16 protein-coding genes are annotated in these 24102 nt (G+C 43.3%); 7 read left to right on the forward strand and 9 right to left on the reverse strand.

What is annotated here, in order from left to right; all coding sequences use genetic code 11:
* Positions 1 to 11 precede the first annotated feature (11 nt).
* The 4 genes from ACTJKG_RS08890 to ACTJKG_RS08905 all read right to left on the reverse strand — a co-directional run bounded on the left by ACTJKG_RS08890 (position 12) and on the right by ACTJKG_RS08905 (position 8215).
* A complete protein-coding gene (locus ACTJKG_RS08890) occupies positions 12 to 1607 on the reverse strand; it encodes a glycerol-3-phosphate dehydrogenase/oxidase (protein ID WP_172335086.1) in 1596 nt (531 codons plus the stop codon).
* A gap of 520 nt (positions 1608 to 2127) precedes the next feature.
* Entirely contained in the window at positions 2128 to 3753 is a 1626-nt protein-coding gene (locus ACTJKG_RS08895; protein ID WP_440738981.1) for a SusD/RagB family nutrient-binding outer membrane lipoprotein, read from the reverse strand.
* 25 nt (positions 3754 to 3778) lie between these two features.
* Complete coding sequence (locus tag ACTJKG_RS08900; RefSeq protein WP_172335088.1) at positions 3779 to 6934, reverse strand: SusC/RagA family TonB-linked outer membrane protein; 3156 nt, start codon at positions 6932 to 6934, stop codon at positions 3779 to 3781.
* A gap of 45 nt (positions 6935 to 6979) precedes the next feature.
* Positions 6980 to 8215 carry an ROK family protein gene (locus tag ACTJKG_RS08905; protein WP_172335089.1) on the reverse strand — a complete coding sequence of 412 codons (1236 nt, stop codon included), beginning with the start codon at positions 8213 to 8215 and terminating at the stop codon, positions 6980 to 6982.
* A gap of 330 nt (positions 8216 to 8545) precedes the next feature.
* Here ACTJKG_RS08905 and ACTJKG_RS08910 point away from each other — a divergent pair, with 330 nt between their 5' ends.
* Positions 8546 to 8905, forward strand: coding sequence for a DUF1304 domain-containing protein (locus ACTJKG_RS08910; protein ID WP_440738982.1), 360 nt, complete (start codon positions 8546 to 8548; stop codon positions 8903 to 8905).
* Positions 8906 to 9192: 287 nt separating this feature from the next.
* Here the strand turns inward: ACTJKG_RS08910 and ACTJKG_RS08915 are convergent, their stop codons facing one another.
* The 5 genes from ACTJKG_RS08915 to ACTJKG_RS08935 all read right to left on the reverse strand — a co-directional run bounded on the left by ACTJKG_RS08915 (position 9193) and on the right by ACTJKG_RS08935 (position 17328).
* On the reverse strand, positions 9193 to 11382 hold the full coding sequence (locus ACTJKG_RS08915) for an alpha-galactosidase (protein WP_440738983.1): 2190 nt from the start codon (positions 11380 to 11382) through the stop codon (positions 9193 to 9195).
* A 9-nt stretch (positions 11383 to 11391) separates the two neighbouring features.
* Entirely contained in the window at positions 11392 to 13080 is a 1689-nt protein-coding gene (locus ACTJKG_RS08920; RefSeq protein ID WP_440738984.1) for a DUF4091 domain-containing protein, read from the reverse strand.
* Between the two features lie 32 nt (positions 13081 to 13112).
* Positions 13113 to 15536, reverse strand: a complete 2424-nt coding sequence (locus tag ACTJKG_RS08925; RefSeq protein WP_440738985.1) for a family 20 glycosylhydrolase — start codon at positions 15534 to 15536, stop codon at positions 13113 to 13115.
* Between the two features lie 130 nt (positions 15537 to 15666).
* Positions 15667 to 16623, reverse strand: coding sequence for a sulfotransferase (locus ACTJKG_RS08930; protein ID WP_440738986.1), 957 nt, complete (start codon positions 16621 to 16623; stop codon positions 15667 to 15669).
* Between the two features lie 6 nt (positions 16624 to 16629).
* Complete coding sequence (locus tag ACTJKG_RS08935) at positions 16630 to 17328, reverse strand: aspartyl/asparaginyl beta-hydroxylase domain-containing protein (RefSeq protein ID WP_440738987.1); 699 nt, start codon at positions 17326 to 17328, stop codon at positions 16630 to 16632.
* 204 nt (positions 17329 to 17532) lie between these two features.
* Between ACTJKG_RS08935 and ACTJKG_RS08940 the strand changes: the two genes are divergently transcribed.
* From ACTJKG_RS08940 to ACTJKG_RS08965, 6 genes are all read left to right on the forward strand, one after another.
* Complete coding sequence (locus ACTJKG_RS08940; RefSeq protein WP_440738988.1) at positions 17533 to 19122, forward strand: ABC-F family ATP-binding cassette domain-containing protein; 1590 nt, start codon at positions 17533 to 17535, stop codon at positions 19120 to 19122.
* 38 nt (positions 19123 to 19160) lie between these two features.
* A complete protein-coding gene (locus tag ACTJKG_RS08945) occupies positions 19161 to 20078 on the forward strand; it encodes a lysostaphin resistance A-like protein (protein WP_440738989.1) in 918 nt (305 codons plus the stop codon).
* 40 nt (positions 20079 to 20118) lie between these two features.
* Positions 20119 to 20742 (forward strand): hypothetical protein, encoded by a 624-nt coding sequence (locus ACTJKG_RS08950; RefSeq protein ID WP_172335097.1) that lies wholly within the window; start codon positions 20119 to 20121, stop codon positions 20740 to 20742.
* A gap of 105 nt (positions 20743 to 20847) precedes the next feature.
* Positions 20848 to 22488, forward strand: coding sequence for a serine hydrolase domain-containing protein (locus tag ACTJKG_RS08955; RefSeq protein WP_172335098.1), 1641 nt, complete (start codon positions 20848 to 20850; stop codon positions 22486 to 22488).
* A 68-nt stretch (positions 22489 to 22556) separates the two neighbouring features.
* Positions 22557 to 23015 (forward strand): MarR family winged helix-turn-helix transcriptional regulator, encoded by a 459-nt coding sequence (locus ACTJKG_RS08960; protein WP_172335099.1) that lies wholly within the window; start codon positions 22557 to 22559, stop codon positions 23013 to 23015.
* Between the two features lie 65 nt (positions 23016 to 23080).
* Positions 23081 to 24073 (forward strand): NADP-dependent oxidoreductase, encoded by a 993-nt coding sequence (locus tag ACTJKG_RS08965; protein ID WP_440738990.1) that lies wholly within the window; start codon positions 23081 to 23083, stop codon positions 24071 to 24073.
* Positions 24074 to 24102 lie beyond the last annotated feature (29 nt).

Genomic DNA, 24102 nt, shown 5'->3' on the forward strand with positions numbered 1-24102 from the left:
GCTTGATTTATTTATACTTTTTTGGCCTGATAAGGCTCCAGCAGGTAGCCGTTGGCTAAAACGGTGAAAGATGCTACCTGCTCCTTCTCCCAGGCGGCGTCTTTATCGAGTTCTTTAGCTATCAAACTGGCTACAATTGGGGCCATATCAATAGCGGCACGGGCATTCAGGAATAATGATCGAACACGACGAGCCAGGATATCTTCCACATTGCGGGCCATTTCATGCCTTACCCCCCATACCACTTCGGCCTGTATGTAAGGCATATCCGGGTGCATTTTTTTACCCCATTCGGCATTTTCATTTACCAAGGCCAGCAGTTGAGCTTCGTCGCTGCCGTACACATATAAATGATCGTTCCTGTCAACATTGAGTTTACTGCCGTGTATCGACAAGTCTTTGGTAACACTTGGCTTCGGATCCAATTTACCTACCTCAATCGCTTTATCAATGGTATCTTGCCCCATCCTGCGGTAGGTTGTCCATTTACCACCGGTAATAGTGATCAGGCCAGAATCGGAAACCAATAATTTGTGACTACGGGAGATTTCCTTTGTTTTGGATGAATCGCCATCCGGAGCGGCCAATGGACGTAAACCGGCGAATACGCTGAGCACATCATGGCGGGTTGGGGCTTTAGACAGATATTTTTCGGCCGTACGGATAATAAAGTCGATCTCTTCTTCCAAGGCTCGTGGTTCCAGGCTATGTTCATTCAGCGGAGTATCTGTTGTACCTACTACCAGTTTATCATGCCACGGAACGGCAAAAAGCACCCTACCGTCTTCTGTTTTAGGGATCATGATGGCATCTTCACCGGGCATAAACGACCGGTCGAGCACCAGGTGTACGCCCTGGCTTGGCCTAACCATGGGCTTTTTGCCGGGTTTATCCATCTGCAGCAGGTCATCAACAAATACACCTGTAGCGTTAATAACGGTTTTACATTTAATGGTATAGGTTTGGTCGGTTTCCATATCGGTAGTAATTACCCCCGATATTTTCTGCTGATCGTTTTTGATCAGGCTAACTACACGGAAATAGTTCAATACGGTAGCTCCTTGTTCCAATGCGGTTTGCGCCAGGTTTACCGCAAGCCGGGAGTCATCAAACTGGCCATCATGATAAACTACTCCACCACGTAAACCTTTTTGATTGATGGTTGGCAGCTTACTAATCACTTCTTTTTTGGAGATATGCTTTGCCCGTCCAAACCCAAGCTTACCCGCCAACAAATCATACATGGTTAGGCCGATAGTGTAAAAAGCTCCACCCCACCATTCATAGTTTGGAATAACAAACGACTCGTTTTTTACCAGGTGCGGTGCATTTTTAAGCAACAGACCACGTTCATACAACGCTTCGCGTACCAGGCCAATATCACCCTGTGCAAGATAGCGCACACCACCATGCACCAGTTTAGTACTTCGGCTTGAGGTGCCTTTCGCAAAATCGGCTTGCTCCAATAGCAATGTTTTATAGCCCCTGGCGGCGGCATCAACTGCGGCACCTAAACCGGTGGCTCCGCCGCCTACTATAACCACATCCCAAATTTTATTAGAGTCTGTTATAGATTGTACAATATCGCTTCTGTTAATTGCAGTCATGATCTTTATCGTTATTTTGTCAATCAGTTTCGATTCACATATCAAAATTATAAATAATAACAATTAGAAACAAAACAAAACTTATTAATAATTAATTTTTCACGAAAAGAGAACAAAGAATTCCATTTTCAATAAAATTCGCACCAAAACAACACAAATCGAAACACAATTAAAATAAAACGAAACAAAAAAAGAATACACACATGAAATTCATTTCATAAAAAAGGAACCGTGCCACAGCTTTCTCTTGGCGCTGAACTAAACTTTAACCCACTACATGTATACAAAAAGTGGGTTTACACTTTTTGCACGAAAAAATACACAATAAATTGATTATCAATAATATAATAACATGTTAACCCTAAATTATGTAAACCATGTAAACCCACTTTCAGAATCAATTCTACCCAAAAGTATACATCACTTAAACATCTGAATAAAAAAAAGAGGCTGTATCATAAAATATGATACAGCCTCTTTTTTAAACATTGTTTTTTTTATATAAACTTTAACTCCTTGATTAAAAGTTGGATTTGTTGACATCCCACCAAACCCTTGTACCACCGTTATCCGGTCCACCAAGTAGTGTAACGGCCTTTTGAACTTCGGCTCCGTTTTTAGTATACTCATCCCGGGGATAAGCCAATCTGCGGATCTGCGTCTGCGTATCAATTGTTCCGCCACTATTGTTATTTACAACAGTAAACAATTTAGGATAGCCGGTACGTCTAAATTCGGTCCACGCCTCCTGACCTTCCGGGAACATGGCCAGCCATTTCTGAGTAATGATCCGCTCCAGTTTTTGCTCATCGGTAGCACCTGCGTTCCAGGCAATCGTAATATTAGAAACCGCAGTGGCGTTATTAGCCGAATTCACAGGATCTTTATAATCACTTGGTTTACTGGCAGCATCATTAACATAAGCGGCATTTGAAACACCCCATTGCGCTAATGATGTATTGATACCAGTTTCATAGTTTGTTTTCGCATCACCGGCACCTGTCCAGCCACGCAGTGCAGCTTCTGCTTTCAGAAACCAGGCTTCGGCAGCAGTCATCATTAACATAGGCGATCCTGATGCAACAACGGTATTTGGATTTAAAGTAGAAAAACTATTATAACCCGGTTTTGCTGTAACAGCCGATCCAATACGGATACCTATATACTGCCCGGCATAGCTTGCCGGCAGCGAGCCTGACACTTTAGGATCTGTAACTACGGGACTTAAATACTTAGCCAATCGTGGATCTTTATAACCTACCAGGTATGATTGTAATGAAGCTCCCGCCGCGATATCAGTCCAGCCGGTGGTGATTACATTAAGAGGATTGTGGTACCCCGAGCCAGAAATACCTGCGTTATCATCGCTGGTAGTCATTAACCCTCCGGGAGCTATTAGTGCTTTTTCTCCCTGAGCCCTGGCTGTTACAAGATCTACCTTGGTAAGATGCATTGCTAAACGCAATCTTAATGAGTTGGCAAATTTGAGCCATTTGGTATAATCGCCACCAAAAACCCTGTCATAGGTTGCAAATGGCGTTTTACCCGGATTAGCAGCTATAAAAGTATTTAAATTAGCCGTAGCGGTGTCCAGTTCCATAAAAAAGCGATTATAAACACTTTGCTGACTATCATAAGGCGTAGTCAATATGGAAGTTGCGGCCTTACTATAGGAGATTGGTCCAAATTTATCGGTTACCCGATCCATAATCTCCACCTTTAAAATCAAAGCTATTGCCCAGAAATCGGGGAGATTCGCCTTTGCCCCTGTTTTGGCAATGCCATTTATTGCAAATAATGACGTAGTGTAAGAGTCAATAAAAATCTGCTGGTTCCAGCCATCAACCAAACTATAGTTCAGGTTGTTAATATTTCCCCTGAATGGATTCGGCGACATCATATAACCCGCATAACAGTCAGCATTCAGGTTCTGATCAAGCTGATAACCTCCCTCTTCATTAAAAACAGAGTATTGCAACCCGGGAAATATTAAACCAGATGAAAATTTGGATACACCAGTATTATCTGTATTATACTTTTCGAAATTCTTTTTACAACTGGTAAAAGTAAGTATTACCATTGCAAACAGCCCGACTATCCCATAGTTAAAGCCTGAGCGTGCAATTAATTTATAATGTGTTTTCATTACTTTCATTTTTAAATTGAATATTTTATAAAGTAACATTCAGGTTAAAACCAATATTACGTGTTGCCGGCTGGTTAAAGGTATCCACACCAGAAAGGCTATTACCTGTAGACATGGTAACCTCCGGATCATAGGGCGCTTTTTTGTGGAAGTACAATATATTCCTGCCCGTTAACGCAAGTCTTAAACTTTTAAATACACTACCGGTAAGCGGCAAGGTATAACCTATTGAAGCTTCACGCAAACGTACCACGGTAGCACTGTATATGTATTGACTTGAGATACCATCACGGCCACCAATTGTAGTGTACCACAATTTCGGATCAACACTGCTTACTGCTTTACCTGTTGGATCAACACCATTAATTGGCACGCTGCCTGCATTACGCGCATCACCTGTTACTTTCGAAACACCATACTTATCCATTACAGCCTGTGTCAATGACAATACTTGCCCGCCAAATTTGCCATCAACCAGGAAACTCAAAGTGAATTTTTTATAGTTGAAAGTATTGTTCCATCCTAATTGAAATTTAGGATTTGGATTGCCGATATAATTAAACCCATCTTCTGTTATTGGCTTTCCATCGGTGCCAACCATAATACGGCCCTGCGCGTCGTGCTTTAAAGTAACACCATAAATATCGCCATATGAGCCCCCTTTGGCCAATATAGACTCATAGGAGTTATTGGCACTTGTGGTTAGGATAAACTGATCGATACCATCTTTTGAATCAACATCAATCACTTTATTATTAAAGGTAGATCCATTGAAGGCAGTATTCCAGGTAAAGGAACTGTTTTTGATTATATCATAAGCCACCATAAACTCAACACCCGAGTTTTGAATATTACCAGCGTTAACATAACCCAATGAATAAGTAGTTACCCTGGAGGGTGAGATACTAAAAAATTGATTTCTTGTATTGGATTTGTAATAAGTAAAATTAACCGTTAAGGCATCCTCAAAAAAGCGCGAATCAAAGCCCAATTCAAACGATTTTGTGCGTTCGGGTTTCAACTCCGGAAAAGGAGCCACAGAATTCAGAATTACACCACCTGGGCTGATATGTGTTAACGGATTAGTTACATATGGAGGTACAGTATTACCAACTTCTGCATAGGTACCCCTGATTTTGGCGTAAGAAATAGCTTTAGGCAATTCAAACATTTGGTTTAAGATAAACGATAAACCTGCCGAGGGATAAAAATATGAGCTATTAGGCGTAAATGCCAGGTTTGATGACCAGTCGTTTCTGCCGGTAAGCGTTAAAAAAGCCCAGTTTTTATAAGATATATTAGCGTTAGCAAATAGCGATTGTATTTGATTATGATTTGCCTGAAGCGTATTAACAGGCGGGGCTCCTTCAGCAGAGGTAAGGTTTTCTGGTAAAAACACATTCGGTATTAAAAGCCCCGGATCATTATATGTATTTAACGAATTGGGCCCTATAATTGTGCCGGATGTTCTGGAATCGGTGATACTTGCACCCAAAATACCATCAACCTTAAAATCAGATTTACCAGGCACAGTAAAAGTTAACAATGCATCGCCATATTTTTGCTCAGTAGTTTGATTGGTTAACAAAAACTGCCCGTTTGCCTTTGCATAAACAGGATTAGTACCTGCATACAGATCCTGTTCATAAACATCATTAAAACGATCAAGATTTCCTCTAACCTGCAGGCTCAACCATTTGGTGAAATCATATTTAACACTACCGTTTATCAGGATGCGGTTACGCTGTGCCGTATTTGGATCCCTTTGGGTTGTCCACCACGGATTTTGCTGGATATCTTCATTAAAAGGCCAGTTTTGGGTTGGCGCACCATTACCCACATTTGCTACCGGCGGCAATTCAAATTGATTTTTATAGGGAAGGATGTCGCGCCCGCGCGGGAATAGATACAAGCCGGTTAAAGGATTTAAATACAAACCCAGACCTGGTGAATTGTTTATTTTCTGGTCAACGTAGGTAATATTTCCGTCAACAGTTAATTTATTATCTAAAAAGTGACCAGTTTCGCGGAAGTTAAGGTTGTTACGAACCAGCTTATTCCCCGGCTCAACACCTCGGGCGGTTGTATTTGCATACGAAAAGTAAGTTTGCGCTATTTCGGAACCACCAGAAAGATTTATGGAATTAGTAAAATTAGTACCGTTCTGATAAAACTCTGAAAGATTATCATGACCACCTGATATTTTTGCACCCCAGCTATCAGCGCCCCCGGGAGTTTGTCCGTATGAGTTTTGAAAGTCTGGCTTATAAGCAATATGATCAACCGAGGCCGACGAAGTGAAGCTAATAGATGTTTTTCCGGCCTTACCTTTTTTGGTGGTGATCAGAATAACACCATTTTGTGCCTGGCTACCATATAATGCAGAAGCAGAAGCTCCTTTTAATATGGTAATATTTTCGATATCATCTGGATTCAGGTTTGATATACCATCGCCGCCATCCTGATTGGTAGACGCCGCTGATGCCATACCGCCTTGTCCAATACTGGTTCCAAAAGTATTATTGGGTTGTCCATTCGCGTTGGAACCATTGGAGATAGGTATACCATCAATTACATATAAAGGCTGGTTATTACCCGCGGCCGATTTATTACCACGTAAAATAACCTTAGCCGAACCACCTACACCAGAAGCACTTGGAGAAATGGTAACGCCCGAAATTTTACCATTCAGGGAGTTCATCAGGTTATCACTTTTTACCCGGGTAAGTTCGCTGCCGCCAATTTGTTGCGATGCGTAAGTAATTGATTTTTCGGATTTTTTGATACCTAAAGCCGTTACCACAACTTCGCCCAGTGTTTTGGAATCTTCAGCGAGTACGATATTGAGAACTACTCCCGGGCCTGCTACGGTTACTTCTTTTTTTGCGTAGCCTATATAACTGATAACTAATATTTCGCCTGTGCTGGCTTGAACGGTAAATGCACCGTTTACATCGGTTTGGGTACCACGATTGGTTCCTTTTACCTGTACATTAACGCCTATAAGCGGTTGTCCGCTGGCGTCTTTCACGGTTCCTTTAATAGCGTCGATCGCGTTTAAGGCTCCGGTATTATTTTTAACAATATGCAGATAATCTGCTGCCCTAACACCTGCCATTGAGCGGGTGTTGACTCCAATAGCCAAGCAAGGCATTATTAATGCGAGTAATGTTTTTTTCATGATTAAGCGGTTATAGTAATTTTGAATTTTTGGGGTTGTTTTTTCTTAGCTTGTTTTATCCATAGGCTGTTGATTAAAATGTGTAGTTAAAATATGATCGTCTAAATATTCTATCACCAGAGCGGCGGCTCCTAAAAGTTCAGCATCAAAACCGAGCGATGAAATGAGCAACTCCGTCTTTGCCGCCAAACGCGGAATGCAATATTTATTTAATGCCTGCTGTATAGGAGCCAGCATTATTTTAGCAGCTTTTGTACCCCGTCCGCTTAAAACTATAGCGCGTGGGTTCATAATATGTATCAGTATGGCCAGCGCCTTTCCTATTTTATAGCCAGCGTCTGAAAGCAGATCTATAACATACTGATCACCGATGTTGATTGCATCAAATATGGCCTTCGCAATCACTTCCAGGGGCTCGTTAATGAATGATTTTAAGGAAGATAATTTGCCCTGTTTAATCCCCTCTATCGCTTTTTTGGTTACAACCAGCATGGATGCTTCGGCTTCCAGACACCCTTGTTTTCCGCAAAGACACAACGTTCCATCTTCAGATATGGGAATGTGGCTAAATTCTCCGGCAAAGCCATCGCTCCCTCTGAAAATGCCACCATTAACTATCATTCCAAGACCAATACCCCACCCTAGGTTAATAACCATCGCCTGATCTCTTGATTGCGCTGCACCAAACTTTTGTTCGGCGAGGGCAATTAAACTCGAATCGTTATCAATATATACCGGTAAACCAACTGCGTTTTGAATATGCTCGGTCAATTTTTCACCACCGGTATCCAGGTAAGAGTAGTTCATACCATCAGAAACACTCACAAATCCCGGCATGCCAATTCCAATACCTAATATTTTAGCTTTATCGAGCCCGCTTTTTATGATGCAATCATTAATGTGACCGATCAATTGAGACAACGCATCGGGATTGGCATTTAACGACAATGCTATCATTTCAACTTCCGTTACCGGGTCATTATGCATATCCACAATTAGCATACGCGTAGAAAACTGATCCATCGCTATAGCCATGATATACATGGCATCCGGTTTTACGGCATACATCAAAGGCCTTCTTCCTCCACTTGATGCAGCATAACCAATCTCGGCTACAAGCCCTTCTTTAATTAATTGATTTATTATTTTATTTATTACAGGAATGCTTTTGTTATAAATGGCGCTTAATTCGCTATATAAAAGCGATTTTTTAAAATACAATTGTTTTAAGATATCACTCTTTAATTGGGCACTTTTAATTTGCTTATGCCTATCTTCCATAAATAATTGCTTATTATTCAAACATAATTAATTAATTTTGAATTTTTAAGCAATCTTTTTTATTTTTTTTAATAAGTATTTGAACAAATGAAATAATTTTCAAATTTGATTGATATAAATAATACTTTCCAATAAAAATTTCGATAATTATCAGCAGCAATTATAATACTTACAATAATTAAGCTTATTTAGCAAAAAGATAAGCTATATACTCATTTTTATAGAAAAGGCTAGCCGAATAAATGTAAAGGGTAACATTGGTACAGCGAAAATCCCAGAGTAATATATCACGCACATTTTACTACATTTATACTTAAATAATTTAAACCTATGGATCTTATTATTAAGGGAGTTATTGGCCTGGTAGCCTTTATTCATTGTTATATACTGTGGCTGGAAATGTTTGCCTGGACAACCCGTGGACCTAAAGCCTTCAATAAACCTCTTGCAGAACTGGAAAAGAGCAAAGTTTTAGCCGCTAATCAAGGTTTATACAACGGATTTTTGGCAGCAGGCTTGATTTGGACATTCTTTATCAGTGATTTACAGTGGCATAACAATATTGCCCTGTTTTTTCTGATTTGTGTAGCCGTAGCCGGTATCTATGGAGCACTTACTGTAACCAAAAAGATATTCTTTATTCAGGCGGTGCCGGCATTGCTGGCCATCGTTCTTATCCTGATCAGCTGAGGAGAACTTTTTAAACGTTAAATTTTAACACTTTTTTAGTTAAAAACAGGGTAAAAACGCTTGCTTTTTGGCCACTTTAACTAAACTTTAACGCCATTTTAACACTTTTTAACAAATTTTTGATGGGTTTTGAAAAGTTTAAAAAGTATTTTTTGGAACCAGGACTTTGGGAACAAAAATTAAAGAACTCAATAAAAACATAAATGAAAGTAGCCTTTGCTCTTTACACCTTTTATCTTTATTCCAAAAGTCCTTGCTCCTTGTTCCCCGAATCCTTACTCCTAAAATTACCTGATCTGCACCCAGGTGTAGCTTTCGGGTTTTATGGTAAAAGTGGTGGTTATTTTATAGTCACGGCTCAGCGTGTATTTTTTAGCAGGACCTTCCTGTTCCTGAACTATAGCCACTGTTGTTAGCCCGGTATAGTACAGCGGAATGGTAATGGTTCGGGTAATGGTCTGCTTCAAGGGGTTGTATAACATCAGCACGCCTTTGGTTGGTAAGTTAGGATTTACGTGCAGTATCCCGTCCCAATCGCGGCCATCGGCGCGGCGCAGGTGGATGATCTGCGAGTTGAGGATGTCGCGGTATTTTTTGTACCAGTTAATCACTTTGATAACGGTTTGTTTCGTGGCTTCGGTATCATACAACCGTGGACCGCGATAGCAGGCCTGTACCCCTGCGCCATAATACTGGGCCATCAGTTGTTCATAATCTTTGAGGTGATCTTTCAAGGGTTCTAAGACCGCTTCCGGACCACCGCCCTGGTATTTGGTGAGGGGTACAAATCCCCAGCTCATGGATGGCGTTTTTTCCCAGGTGCCGTCAAAAATATTCTGCCGGTTCAGGATCATCTGATTTTCGCGAGGCAGCGAGAAATTCACTTCGCGGTAGCCGATGCCTATTTTGTTGGTACCATCTAAAAAGTACCAGTCGGGCGCGTTGATGTATACCCCTTTTTGATGCAGGGAATGATACAGTTCCTTCTGGATCTCCATTTGCCGCCATTGCGAATCGTCCAAACCTTTATGTCCGGGATGGGTATTCGACGCGCATACGTCGCCGGGATAAGGGCCATCATTTTCCCAGATATCGAAATCGGTTTGCGCATAAAAAGTTTTGATCTTATCGCGATAAGCCAATCCCCATTTACTGCCAAAACAAGGCGCATTGCTAAAAAAAGCGCCACCCGGTTTACCCGTTTTCGGGTCGATCACATCATCCTCATCACTTATCCTGCGCGAACTGAACAGGGAGTATCCGCCTATAAACACTTTTTTGCTGTGCGCGTAAACGGCCAGCTGTTTCCATCTTTTGATATTCGAGGCAGAAGTATCCTCCATATTGCAATGGCTGCCAAAGCTCAGGATCACGGCTTCGTAGCCCGTTGCCGCGCACTGGTCAATCGCGGTGCGCACTTCCTCATCATTGCGGCTCACCAGGTGCATAAATATGGGGTTGGCGGTTGTCCATGGCGCTACGGTATTGTACATGGTACGGATGGCCAGACCCCGCCGCTCCCGGTCGTAGCTATCCATCAGCAGTTCATTGGTGCGTACGGAGTTAAAAACCTCGCCACTTTGCAGATCGATGCCGGGTGCCTTATCCGGATAGATCTCCAGCAGGCATGGCGTCTGGTAGTCAAAATTTACCTGCGAGGTATAGGTCGAATCGGCCTTCCAGTGCGTGGTCTGGTCGCTCAGATCGTACCGCATGGCGTTGTTAAAGGCATAATTCGTTTCAAAATATATGCCCTGTAGTTTGGCCATATTGGAGGGGGTGCCTACTACCGCGCTTTGTTCTTCCACCATACCTAATATCTCATTAACCACCCGGTTGATCTTAAATGAGCGGTCGCCTTTATTATTGATGCTAAGCGATTTGACGATCAGGGGCAAACCATCATACAGTTCATAGCTTACGGTAACTTCCAGCCCGGCCAGCTCAGGTGCGCTGGACTGGTAATAAAAATCAATCTGCCGACCGCCGGGCTGTTGGTGGTTACTTGCCCAGAATTTACTTTTCCAGTTAAGCCTCGGCATCAGCGCTTTGATCTCGAAACGTTTGAACTGGAAATCATTTTTACCGGCTCTGAAATTATCTATCCATTCAGGCAAAAGGTAGGCGTTCTCTTTCTGGCCGATCAATCCGCCTACATTATAATTTTTGCCGTTGATGGTTAAACGGGCCTCGGGTTTAACCGACCGTAACAGTTGCTGCCCGTTAACCAGGTTGGTATAATCGGTACAAACCAAATTAGGATTCAATCTGAAAGTTCTTTTAACTAAACCATTATTCAACGTGATTTCTTTACCCGAAGCCGAGGGTTTGATCACCGCTTTATAGGCTATCGGGTTCAACAGCCAGTCGGACTGTGGTTGGGTTTGAGCGTTAGCTGTTAAACATAGCCCGATCAGCATAAAACAACTGATGATGGCAGTGGGTACGCGTTTCAGATTACAGGAGTATATCATCATGGCGGTCATTTATTTAGCGGTAAGCTTAGTTGAATTTACGGATAAGGCTTTTAATAATCCGGTCTTTGCCTGCCGGTATTTTTTTACAGATGTGTTGTAATCATTATAGCTGGTAAAAGTCTGCGCGATGATACCTGCCGCGGCTGTGCTGTCCGTACTTTGCAGCATCCGCAAGAGTTCATAATCTTCAACACCAATCCGGTGCGATTCAAAACGCTGCGACGACAATGGCCCGTCCGCACCGGGATAAATAATATGGGTATCCCCCGGCGGCAGTTCATTATTGAGTGCCGCGCCCGGTGCAAAATGGTGCACCACGCTTTGCTGCAAAGGATCGGGAACATGGTACTGATTCAATCCCCAGTGCAGAAAGCCTAAAGTATGGTATTTGGCGGCCGCCCAGCCAAAGTATACCTGCCGCAGTCTTTCCTCATCGAGCGTGCGGTTGAGCCATTTGCCGCCGGGGGTTAAACAGGTATAAACCAATACGTTTTCGTTGTGCTTTTTCCGTTCATCAAAAAACGACTGATTTTCCTGATAATCATCAATAGTGGGACACCACAGGTCCACACTGCCTGCCAGGCTGTCCCTATCGTTTGTGGCTTCTATTATTTTTATAGTTGGATATATGGATCGTATCTGTGCCACTATCTCGCGGTAGCATTTGGCCTGTACCTGTTTGGGTTCGTCGGAGATATGTTGCAGCCAGCTGTGTTCCAGATTATTTTTAACGCAAAAGTTTTTGATCAGATGCACCATGGTATCCACATCCAGTTTGGCTTCGGGCGTATGGTACCTTCTTTTGGTGAGGAAAACTTTCAATTCCGGATCGTTCCAGTCGTCATTATCGCCGCGGTACATGATGTGTGGCGATTCAAAATATTTAAAACCATATTTCCGGAAAACAGCTATAAAATCCAGTAAGCGTTTTTCGTCAAGGGTGATGTGGTTATTTTGATAGCTCAACAGTTCATCCGGAATATTGATACAATTCTGGCGACCATGAGCCATCAAGCGCGCGTATTTATCGAGCATGGCAAACCAGTCTTTCGTCCAGCGTTCCACATGCTGCCGTTTTTCCATTTGTACGATGTTGAACCAATTGGTATAGAAAAATTGCTGATCGGCCACAGCTGGTAGCTTTACGGGGTAAACTTTGATGGTGAACACAGCCTTACGCTGCCAGCCTTTTCCCTTAACCAGGATGTGACAGGGATACTCGCCTGCTTTGGATATCAGCGACCGGTCTACGCTTAATCTTAACGCGGTAAACTTATTGCTGCTTACTACCTGATTTTGTTTAAGCGGCTGTATGGCCTCGTAAATACGGAAAGGTGCACGACGGATAACATACGGGTCGATCTGGTGATTGTAGATCTCCGTACGGCCGGTTAAACCGGTATTCCGTTCTACAGGAACATCGAGCAGCTGGCACCAGGCCGATAGCGGCACAGGACGCTTATTGATATCAGCAGATACAGATATCTGACTTCCCGGGGCAGTTTCGATCAGTAGATGAACATCGGCATTGGTGTTCAGGGGGAAATCCTCGCGATAATTGGCGCTATATTGTTCTACGTGGTTGGTATCGGGATATATGGGCTCTAAAGGGTCGACTAATTTGATATTTTGCGCCTGAAGAGCTGTTAGGCCTCCGAGTAGGAAAAAGGATAAGGTGGCAGTAATTCTTTTGATCATGGTATTCTTCTAATTGTATTTAGGCTAAGCGCTTATTTGTCGTTTGCGATCTCCTGATCGGATAATACCCTGTTCCAGATTTGCAGGTCGTCTATTTTACCGTGGAAGCCGCCTATCTGCTGCAGAGGAAAAAACAGGGTCTCAACCTTGCGCATCTTGGTTTTTTCTTTATCGGTAAACTGGATCCAATTGTCGTACAATTTCTTTTGCAGCTGACCATTAATATACAGGCTGGTGCCTTTATTGGTACCGGAGATGACCACGTGCGTCCAAACATTTTCAGGAAGGGTATAATCAAAATCAAGGTTATAACCATCCCGGGAGAAACCTAATTTACCGGTATTCCCCTGTTTTAATTTCACAACCGAGTTAGGACCTTTAAACAGCGTAACATCGCCGGAAGGGTTACCAGCGGGATTGATCCAAAAAGATATGGTATAATTATAACCGATCTCTGGATACGGTAACGTAGCCCAGCTTTTGTCGCCCAAAAAAGCCAGGGCCTGCCCTTTTATACCTTGGGTATAAGTAGCGCCGTGGAGCTGTACTTTAGGGTCGGGTTTGTTGAATGTAAAACGGGTTGTAAAGGTGGTGTCAGCGCTTATCCGGCCCCTGATATTTACAGCCGGGCCTTCGCCAATTTGTTTACTTGCTGTCGCGAAACCTGCATAATCATTTTCGGTATGATTTCCATCCCACATTTTTTGCGATAAAACCTGCATCGCCGGGAATACCCGATCGTTCACATCTTTTTCGCTGATGCCATTGCCCACGATATCGTTCCATGCGGCAAAGGAACCGCCGATGATGGTGGGGTCACCTGCCGGGAAGCGCACATCACCGATCATGGATGGTGTCCAGTTATCGTATATATTCTTACAATCCAGGTAATCAAAATAATAGCCCGCGGCAGGCACAATGTATAGCCAGCCATCGGGTGTACTGATCTGCCTGTAACCCAGCTTTTTCATGTCGACGGGATTGGCGTAACCATTATACCAGGTATTCATGGTGACATTTTTGACAGTCACGGGCGTGGTACCTTTCGCGTGCGTCAACGCGCCCCAAACCCGCACATCTTTACCAAAGCCCTGTACATATTTGATAAAATGATCGGTAAAGGCGCGAAAAGCTTCCGCCTCCTGTTTGGCGTATTCATCGGTACCGATATGAAACTCTTTACCCGTAAATACCGGGTGATCGCCGCCCAGGTATTCTTTCAGTACATTTTCAATAACGGTATAGGTAAGTGGACTGTGCAGATCGAGGTGATCCATGCCGTATTGTTTACTTCCTATCGCGGGCACTACTTTGGTGAAGGCGAGGGCATGCGCGGGCACATCTATTTCGGGAATGATGCGTACGACATAATCGTCGGCCAATTGCTGTAAGTCGATAAATTCTTTTTTGGTGTACGAGCCATCTTTGGCGGTAAGCCCGGGATAGGTAGTATTCTCCAACCGAAAGGCCGAATACGTGCTATCCCAACTGTTATTAAAATATTTTTTAAAGCCATTATCATTCAAGTGGATCTGAAAATCGTTCAGTTTGTAGTAGGACATCAGCTTTACATAGCCCCTCAAAAATTGCAGACTAAAAAACTTACGACCATCATCCAATACAAAACCCCGTACTTTAAATTCGGGATAATCGCGGGCTATGCCTTTGGGAATGCTGGTTTGATGTTCCAGTAATTGCAATAAGGTACGCGTACCCCAAAACAAGCCCTGATACCGGAGCGCGCTGATGGTGATATATTGATCGACCTTAAAATAATAACCTTCTTCGCCAATACTTTTATCGGGCTCCTGCAGCGTTAAAAAAATATCTCCATTTTCGGGTTTGCCGCTTATGATGGCTAAGCTTAGTCCCGTTTGTTCTTTGATCTCTCTTTTTAAAATGGAGGCCACTTTTTGCAAAGCCGTTTTGTTAACCATATTGACTACGATCCTACTTGAGGCTGTTAACGCGTAGTTTCCCACACCGCCGTGCCATTCGCGCAGGGCAGGAATAACAAAAGGTTGTGAATTGGTACCCTTATCCGCAAATTTCCCGGGAACGGTTACCTGTTTAGAAACATCGTATTTAAGTGTATCTATTTGGTTGCTGATGAGTTGAAAATACAGATTTACCTTGCTCTCCACCAAAGGAGTAGTAATGGCGCCTGTACTATCAATGATAGGTGAACGGTCGCTACCCTTAAACAGCAGGTGATAACCTTCGGGAGCTTGCGGAGCAAAGATCCTTTTATCGCCGGGCTGTATAACGCGAACCTCGGGCACCGGCGGGGCGGTTTTAGTGTTTGTTTGGGCAAAGCCCAGTTGCCCCATAAGGAGGATTGCGGGTAACAGCGCTTTGGAAAGATGTGATCGTTTTGGTATGGACCTACTATTGTTTAATGTTTGGAAATTACTTTGCTTGATAAAGTCCCTGCATGGGATAAGTCTGTTTTTCATAGCTCTCAAATAGGTTATCACAGCTTAAACCGTAACGATTTAAACCGGGCATTGGCGTTGCCTAATATCCAAATTATGAGCCGGATAAATCAGATTCAAACAAACGTTTGCGTGATCATCAACCAGCCGTTTAGACTACCAATCGTATTTTTTCGAGTTCATGATAAAGCTTCATCGCCTGGTGCAGGCATTGCGGTATGGGCGCGGCATCCGGTTCGGAAAAAACGGTATCGGGCCTTTTGGAATGATAACGGCTTCTTTCTTCCATGGTCGCTATATCCTGTGGGTCAAGAGTTATATGGCTGAAAGTGGCTATCTTTTTAATCATGGGCATAGGGCCTTCGCTGTAATTAAGCAGCAGGAACTTACTATCAGTCGCTATGATCTCCAGGTATCGTTGCAAATATTTTTCGAGCACTTGGGCGATGTACAGGTCCTGAGCCTGCGGGACATCTTCCCTGTCAAACCCAAATACTTCGGGTTCGATCAGCCCTGGTACTGATTGTAATGCCGGAACCCGCCTGAGTGAGCCGAATACCTCGTTGGGGTTACGGTAGATGAGCACAAAAGGCGTATCGGGGTAAAGCTGCCTTAATTGTTCATAAAAAAACAGGTGCCAGCTATCGGTCTTCACAAACAAATGCTGCTCGGTGCCCCTTCGTTTTTGCCCATAGTATTTCATGGCCGCCCTTAGTAAGCGGGAAGTTGTTTGAGCAGTAAAATCACTGAGCTGATAGGGCAAGCGCAGCAGATCATCAAAAAAAGGAACTTCCGGAAGCACAAGATGCCTGGGTGATTCCGTAAGCAATTGCGAAACCAATGTGGAACCGCAGCGCGAAATATGAAAAATAAAGGCAGATGGTTCAATAGCGCTTAGGTCATGGCTCCATTCTTCAAATAAAGAGAGATCACTTACCGATGATATACCCGCATGTTCACCGTTCAATCCTTTAAGCTTTACAATGCTTTCATCAAAAAAAGGTTCGGCAAAGGGCATTTGCTGGGCATTTAACCAGTGGCATTGCAGTTGGCCATCCAGGTTTACCAGTTTATAGGGTATCCAGTTTTTGAGGGTAAAGTCAGCCATATCCATCTAAATGACCGTATGGTTACCACTCAGTTGCTGTTCCAGTTCTGCGGCCAGTTTATGGGAAGCGGCTGTGTTTTGCAAACGCAACTCGCTGATAATTTGGGGCAGATCGTCCCGCGTATGCTCTTCTTTGCAGGATATCTTGTCCGATCCATCCACAACCCGGCTAAGCCAATCATTCACCGTGCAATCCACCACCAGGTGTATGCGGTCGGTTTGCCCTTCGTTGGATACCCGGTGCGGCAAATTGGCATTGATATACCAGGCTTCGCCTTCTTGCAAGGGCACGCGTTCATCCTCGATATAAAACAACACCTGCGGATTGGTTATCACCGGAAAATGCAAACGCGCCTCCCCTTTTTCAAAAGCCAGCTCATTATCCCGGTGCTGTTTGATCACCGCGCCAGCCTCCAGCTTTAAAAAACGTACCGCCATCACCGGGCAATCCAGGGTAGAAATGAGCTCTATAACCGAAGGAAAATGCGGCATGAGTGGCGTGTCCCTGAAGTCGGCATCGGTCATCAGATCGGGTGTAATATTGGTATGGCTCCCCCCCGGCGACCGCAGCGCCAATGCTGTCCAGGAACCTTCGTAATAAGAAGTGTTGAAATGCGCCCGCCATTGATGGCCAAGCTGTGCAATTTCGGTCTGCATGGCTTTTAAATCAAACGGCAAAAACAAACGGGCATAACGGATGATCATGATAACAGGTGGTTAGGTTTTCTTTTAAACGCAGCGCGTTACGCTAAGTTGCGAAATTTTAAGGACAGGTTTTTTATTTTTTATATCTTTGTCGCAATAAAAAACCCATACCCTCTCTATGTAATTAATAATTTCTTCCAGGACAAATAAACACAAGCGACGCATCAGCTGGCTTCAATTATTCACCTCTTAAGGAAAGGAATTATGCTTACCCTACAAAATATTACGTATATACATCCCAACAAGGATCTGTTATTTGCAGATCTGGATCTTATTGTCAATAAACATCAAAAAATTGCCCTGGTTGGCAATAACGGAACCGGAAAATCGACCCTTTTAAAAATTTTAGCCGGAGAACTGCAACCTTTGGGCGGACTGGTAAAAGCCGATCCGAAACCCTATTATGTGCCGCAGCTTTTTGGTCAGTTTAACGACCAGAGTATAGCCCAGGCACTCGCGATAGATGGCAAACTGAACGCGCTAAAAGAAATCCTGGAAGGCCAGGTAACCGACGAAAACATGGAGTTGCTGAATGATGACTGGGCTATTGAAGAACGCTGCCGGGAAGCCCTTGCCCACTGGGGATTGGGCGATCTTGATTTGACGCAAAAAATGGCGACCCAGAGCGGCGGACAAAAAACAAAGATTTTCCTGGCCGGGATAGATATACACCGACCGGAAACTGTTTTGTTGGACGAACCGAGCAATCATTTGGATACAAACGGCCGGAAACTCCTGTATGACTATATCACCTCAACATCCAATACCCTGATAGTAGTAAGCCACGACAGAACATTATTGAACCTGCTTGATACCGTTTGCGAATTGAGTAAGCGGGGCATAACCACCTATGGCGGCAATTACGATTTTTACGCGGAACAAAAATTACTGGAAAGCAACGCCCTGAACCAGGATGTAAAGAGCAAAGAAAAAGCGCTCCGCAAGGCGAAAGAAACAGCCAAAGAATCTATAGAGCGGCAGCAAAAGCTGGACGCCCGGGGCAAAAAGAAACAGGAAAAGGCCGGAGTGCCCACCATTATGATGAACACCCTGAGGAACAGCGCCGAGAACAGTACCTCAAAAATGAAAGGTATTCACGCCGAAAAGGTGGGTAATATTTCGCAGGAGCTGAGTCAGCTGCGGAAAGAGCTGCCCGGGATTGATAAAATGAAAATGGATTTTGACAATTCGGCCCTGCATACCGGGAAGATATTGATCAATGCCAGGAATATTAATTTCGGATACGATGATAAACCGCTTTGGGAACAGCCTTTAACATTTCAGATCACAAGTGGCGAGCGTTTGGTGATCCGGGGAGCCAATGGATCGGGAAAAACAACATTGGTCAGAATGATGCTGGGAGAGCTGCAGCCTACCTCGGGAACACTTGACAGAGCCACGGTAAAAACCATTTACATCGACCAGGACTATTCGCTCATCGATAATACCATCAGCGTTTACGAACAGGCACAGCAATTCAACTCGGGCGCCTTGCAAGAGCATGACATCAAGATACGCCTTAATCGTTTTTTATTTACCAAGGAATATTGGGACAAACCTTGCAAAGCTTTAAGTGGCGGCGAAAAAATGCGCCTGATGCTTTGCTCCCTAACCATCAGCATCCAGGCACCTGATGTTATGGTGCTGGACGAACCCACCAATAACCTGGATATTCAAAACATCGAAATATTAACCAACGCTATCAACGAGTACAAAGGCACACTTTTAATTATATCACACGATGAATATTTTTTAAAACAGGTAAATGCAGAACGCGCTGTTGAATTAGGCTAACTATATTATATGCTATAATTTTTTCATAATATTGGTATATGAACCAGCCTGAACCAGAAAACCCTTTAGTTAACCATCCTGTTACAGACAGACCAATTCTTCTCCAATTTGCTTACCCCGATGTAAGATCGATTTTTACACTATTTTTTGTAACCATCGGTTTTATGTTGGTTGGTGGGATATTAGGTGGCATTTTATTGGAAGCGCTTAAATATTGGGGCTTTAAATCACCCGTACTCAAATCGTTCATAGAGCTACTGTCTTATACCACGGGGTTATTATTGGCTATCCGATACGCGATCAAAAAAAGCAAAAAACAAGGGATTTCTCCTTTCCATAACAGTTTTAATAAAATACCAGGTTGGTTGGTGCCAGTATTGATCATGAGTGCGTTGGCACTAATTGTTGGATTAGAGCGGGTATCAGATCTATTACCTATGCCCGACTCCGTGGAGAAGTTTTTTGAAAATATGATCAAAAAAGATGTTTTTTCTATTATAACATTAACTATCGCGGCCCCGGTTATAGAAGAAGTACTCTGTCGCGGTGTAATTTTAAATGGTCTGTTAAAAAACTATGCACCTCAAAAAGCTATCCTGATCTCGGCCCTGTTTTTTGCGGCTATACACATGAACCCATGGCAGGCCATACCGGCTTTTTTTGGAGGATTATTCATGGGTTGGGTTTTCTACAAAACACGATCTGTTATTCCGGGAATGATCATACATGCCACAATTAACAGTACAGCAGCCGTGCTATTATTTTTGCCGAAGAGCAAGCAAGATTTCTTATCCTTACTGGGCGAGCCCTACTATATCATACTATGTGTGCTTGCAGTGCTCATTTTTATTAGCGGGTGTATGATCATCCATAAAAAAGTTTCTGCTATTTCCTACCAGCCGGAAGTCATATTGGATCAGGATAGTCTCCAAAATCCCGAGCCATCCATAGGCTAACCTAAATTTAAATGTATGCTGACTAATCGATTATGATAACATGAAAGGCGCCATTTTCAAATCGATTTTTAATAATCATTTAAAGCAGCAATTACACACAGATAAATGGCAATACAAGAGTTCTCTTGTTTATTCAGAGATCACATCGGGTATATTAAAAGGGTTTTGCTTTGACAGCTCAGCTTATGGTAATGACATATTTGATCTGACTGCCTTTGTTTGCCCGCTATATGTTCCCAAAAGTTACCTGGGTTTATCTTTTGGTGATACGCTACGCCCTCCGAACAAACGCCAGCGGTGGGATTATGACGCGGCCCAGGTTGAACAGCTTAGCCAGCAACTCGCAGCGGTAATGAACCAGGCCGAAAAGAAGTTTTTGTCCCGGATAAATAATGCTGCCGATTTTTACAAGTATTACAGATGGGATAAAAAAAATACTTTCCGCTATTTTGAAGCAGTGGCCTATTCGTTGGCTTATTCGGGATCAAAAAGAGCAGACAAAGAATTAAAAAATCTATTGGCCTATATCAGAAAAAACGAGGATCTAAGTGGCCAGCATGTAAGCCAAACCTATAACAATACCGAAAGGTTACTTTGGAGCGATGACCGAAAAGCGGTATTAGATGAGTGGGAACAATATACCCGCACTGAATTAAAAATTTAAAGGATTAGACTGCTATTATCGCGAGTGGCAAGGGAGCATTAAATTTAACCCCACCTGCAACAAAGTACAATAAATTAGTGTCATCTATACAAAACTGAATACAAAATGAACCACTCCGCATTTTGCATAAAAAAACTGCTTTTCTTTATCGCCTTTTTATTTGTTTTCTCCTTTGCACAGGCCCAAACCTTGCAGGATACGCTGGCGCAAATAGATAAAATATTCAGCGCTTGTCAGCCTCAAAACCCGGGCTACGAACTGGCTATCAGCAGGAATGGGGTGGTTATTTATTCCAAGGCATGGGGAATGGCCGATCTGGAACACCAGGTTCCCTTAACCACAACATCCGTAACCGAGGCCGGATCAGTATCTAAACAATTTACTGCAGCGGCTATTTTGCTGCTGGCGCAACAGGGTAAGCTTTCGCTTGATGATGATATCCGCAAATACCTGCCCGAAATACCCGATTACGGCACGGTGATCAGGATAAGCAACTTACTTCATCATACCAGCGGGTTGCGCGATTGGGGCTCTGTGATGGATGTGGCCGGCTGGCCACGATCGACAAAAACATACAGCAATGATGATGTATTATATATTGTATCGCATCAAAAAGCCCTGAATAATAAACCCGGTGATGAATTTATTTACAGCAATTCAAATTTTAATCTGCAGGCATTGATCGTTAAACGTATCACCGGCATGGAACTGGCTGAGTTTACCCGTAAATATATTTTCGAGCCCGCCGGGATGACCCATACTCAATGGCGCGACAATTTTAAACGCATCGTTGCTAACCGGGCCATGGCTTATCATACAACAGATATCGGCTACGAAACCGATATGCCCAATGAATATGCCTATGGCAACGGCGGCTTGTTGACTACCGCCGAAGATCTGTTAAAATGGAACGCGTATTACTGGGGAGGCAAATTTGGCAGCCCTTCCCTGCTACCACAACAAATAGCTGTTGATCATCTGAATAGTGGCGCAGAAAATGCTTACGGGATGGGCTTGTTTATACAAAAAAACCGTGGATGGGATTATATTGTGCATGATGGCGCTACGGCGGGTTACCGTTCGTTGTTGTTTCACTATCCTCAGCTGCATCTGTCGGTCGCTTTTTTAAGCAACGTGTCCAATGCCGACTTTGGTCTGGTTCGACGGGTGGAGGCTCTCTTAGTTCCGGATAATGAAAAACACGCATCGCCAAAAGCTACACCTACTAAAACCTACCCTATTTCAGCCGATCAGTTAAAAGCATTTACAGGATGGTATCAAAACTCCAAAAACGGCAGTGGTCTGCAGTTGATGCTGAAAAATGATACGTTGTGCACTGCCCGCTTTAAATTCCGGCCTGTTGGGCGCAATTCTTTTAGTGTTAATGGGGAACAGGCGATATTTAATGATAAAGGTTTTATCCACATCTCAAAAACAAAGGACACTACCATTTACAAAAAAGTAAAAGAACCAGGCAATGGTGAGGCTTATCTCAAAGCCTATACCGGCACATATTATTCGTCCGAAACAGAAAGTAGGTATGCAGTTATAATCAAAAACGATAAACTCACACTCCATATCGACCCGGTAAACGATCAATCTATTAATCCAACTTATTACGACGGCTTTAAAAGCGACGATGGAGGTGCTGATATATATTTTACAAGGGACGCCAGCGATAAAATTAACGGGTTTAAAATATCTGTTAACCGGGCAAGAAATATCACCTTTACTAAGGTACAATAGACGGATTAGCCGGAACTTCCGTCGGCCTTGAGTAATAATCGTAATGGATCTGATAAAAATTATCATCCATGGTATATATTTGTGGTGTGAAAATAGAAGATGAGATCAAACAGCAGCAATTCAATGCACCCCAGCATAGGGCGGGCATGAATATCATTTTCACCGCCAACTGGCTCCTGAATGAAATTGCCGTCGCGCTAAAGCCTATCGATCTGTCTTTACAGCAACTGAACGTGTTAACCATTTTAAAGGGCCAGCCCAATCATACCGCAAACGTAAACCTGATCAGGGAGCGATTGATTGACCGGATGCCGAACGTATCCCGGATGCTGAATAAACTGATGGACAAGGGTTTTATTCAGAAGGACAGGGCTCTTTCGGATCAGCGGGTGGTATACATCAAATTAACCCCTGATGGAGAAAAGGCAGCGGTTAAAGGCCGTGAGCTTTTTGACCAGATCCACTACGGGCTGAATGATAAAGAGGCAGATCTGCTCAATGATCTTTTAGAAAAAACAAGGAAGTAAAAAAATTTAATCAAATATAATCCATGGAATATAAATCCATGACTTATAAATTATCCCATATCATCATGAACAACAAAGCAATTATATTAAACAACCGGCCATCAGGAATGCCAACAGCAAGTGATTTTAAATTGATAACTGAACCCATACCTCAAATTGGCCATGGTGAAATTTTGCTAAAAACGGTATATGTTTCGGTAGATCCGTATCTGCGGGGCAAAATGTCGGGCACCAAAACACCACGTTTTGAATTGGGTGCTCCCCTATCGTCAAAAATTATTGCCGAGGTTATGGAATCAAAAAATGAAAATTTTTCCGTGGGTGAGCATGTGAGCCATTATCTTGATTGGAAGGAATATCTGGTATCAAACGGCGAAGGGCTTGTCAAGGTTGAACAAACCGATGCACCATTGAGCGCTTATTTAGGGGTTTTAGGGATAACAGGCTTGTCGGCCTATTTTGCTTTGCTGGATATTGGTAAACCCAAAGCCGGGGAAACCCTGGTTGTTTCGGGCGCGGCAGGCGCCGTGGGGAGTATAGCCGGGCAAATAGGCAAACTGATGGGCTGCAGGGTAATTGGCACTGCCGGAACAGACGAAAAAGTGGAGCTGTTAAAAACCAAATTCGGTTTTGATGAGGCTATCAACTATAAAACAACTCCGGATATGAAGGCTGCGATAGCTAAAGCATGCCCCAATGGTGTTGACATCTATTTTGATAATGTTGGCGGCCCTGTTTCTGATGCGGTAATTGCCCATATGAACAACTATGGCCGCATACCGGTTTGCGGTTCTATATCCAACTACAACGATACGGTAGAACCAATGAGCCCCAGCTTATTGCCGCTGGTGGTTTATAAATTCCTTACCATTCAGGGCTTTCTTATAGCCGACTATGCGCCCAGATTTCTGAAAGGTACCGCCCGGCTGTCTTCCTGGCTAAAGGAGGGAAAAATAACTTATTCAGAAACTATCCTGGAAGGCTTTGACCGCCTTCCCGAGGCTTTTATTGGTTTGTTTGAAGGCAGGAATGAAGGTAAGATGATCGTAAAGATTTAATGGTATACAGATCTAAGTCGGGCTGAAAT

Origin of the sequence: Mucilaginibacter sp. 22184, assembly GCF_052045695.1 — a bacterium.
GTDB lineage: Bacteria > Bacteroidota > Bacteroidia > Sphingobacteriales > Sphingobacteriaceae > Mucilaginibacter.

Bases quoted from the DNA above. Each gene is read 5' to 3' on its own strand.
- ACTJKG_RS08930 (WP_440738986.1), bottom strand. From the start codon at position 16,623: ATGGCTGACTTTACCCTCAAAAACTGGATACCCTATAAACTGGTAAAC.
- ACTJKG_RS08925 (WP_440738985.1), bottom strand. From the start codon at position 15,536: ATGAAAAACAGACTTATCCCATGCAGGGACTTTATCAAGCAAAGTAAT.
- ACTJKG_RS08905 (WP_172335089.1), bottom strand. From the start codon at position 8,215: ATGGAAGATAGGCATAAGCAAATTAAAAGTGCCCAATTAAAGAGTGAT.
- ACTJKG_RS08935 (WP_440738987.1), bottom strand. From the start codon at position 17,328: ATGATCATCCGTTATGCCCGTTTGTTTTTGCCGTTTGATTTAAAAGCC.
- ACTJKG_RS08910 (WP_440738982.1), top strand. From the start codon at position 8,546: ATGGATCTTATTATTAAGGGAGTTATTGGCCTGGTAGCCTTTATTCAT.
- ACTJKG_RS08940 (WP_440738988.1), top strand. From the start codon at position 17,533: ATGCTTACCCTACAAAATATTACGTATATACATCCCAACAAGGATCTG.
- ACTJKG_RS08965 (WP_440738990.1), top strand. From the start codon at position 23,081: ATGAACAACAAAGCAATTATATTAAACAACCGGCCATCAGGAATGCCA.
- ACTJKG_RS08945 (WP_440738989.1), top strand. From the start codon at position 19,161: ATGAACCAGCCTGAACCAGAAAACCCTTTAGTTAACCATCCTGTTACA.
- ACTJKG_RS08895 (WP_440738981.1), bottom strand. From the start codon at position 3,753: ATGAAAACACATTATAAATTAATTGCACGCTCAGGCTTTAACTATGGG.
- ACTJKG_RS08960 (WP_172335099.1), top strand. From the start codon at position 22,557: ATGGTATATATTTGTGGTGTGAAAATAGAAGATGAGATCAAACAGCAG.
- ACTJKG_RS08900 (WP_172335088.1), bottom strand. From the start codon at position 6,934: ATGAAAAAAACATTACTCGCATTAATAATGCCTTGCTTGGCTATTGGA.
- ACTJKG_RS08890 (WP_172335086.1), bottom strand. From the start codon at position 1,607: ATGACTGCAATTAACAGAAGCGATATTGTACAATCTATAACAGACTCT.
- ACTJKG_RS08915 (WP_440738983.1), bottom strand. From the start codon at position 11,382: ATGATGATATACTCCTGTAATCTGAAACGCGTACCCACTGCCATCATC.
- ACTJKG_RS08950 (WP_172335097.1), top strand. From the start codon at position 20,119: ATGAAAGGCGCCATTTTCAAATCGATTTTTAATAATCATTTAAAGCAG.
- ACTJKG_RS08920 (WP_440738984.1), bottom strand. From the start codon at position 13,080: ATGATCAAAAGAATTACTGCCACCTTATCCTTTTTCCTACTCGGAGGC.
- ACTJKG_RS08955 (WP_172335098.1), top strand. From the start codon at position 20,848: ATGAACCACTCCGCATTTTGCATAAAAAAACTGCTTTTCTTTATCGCC.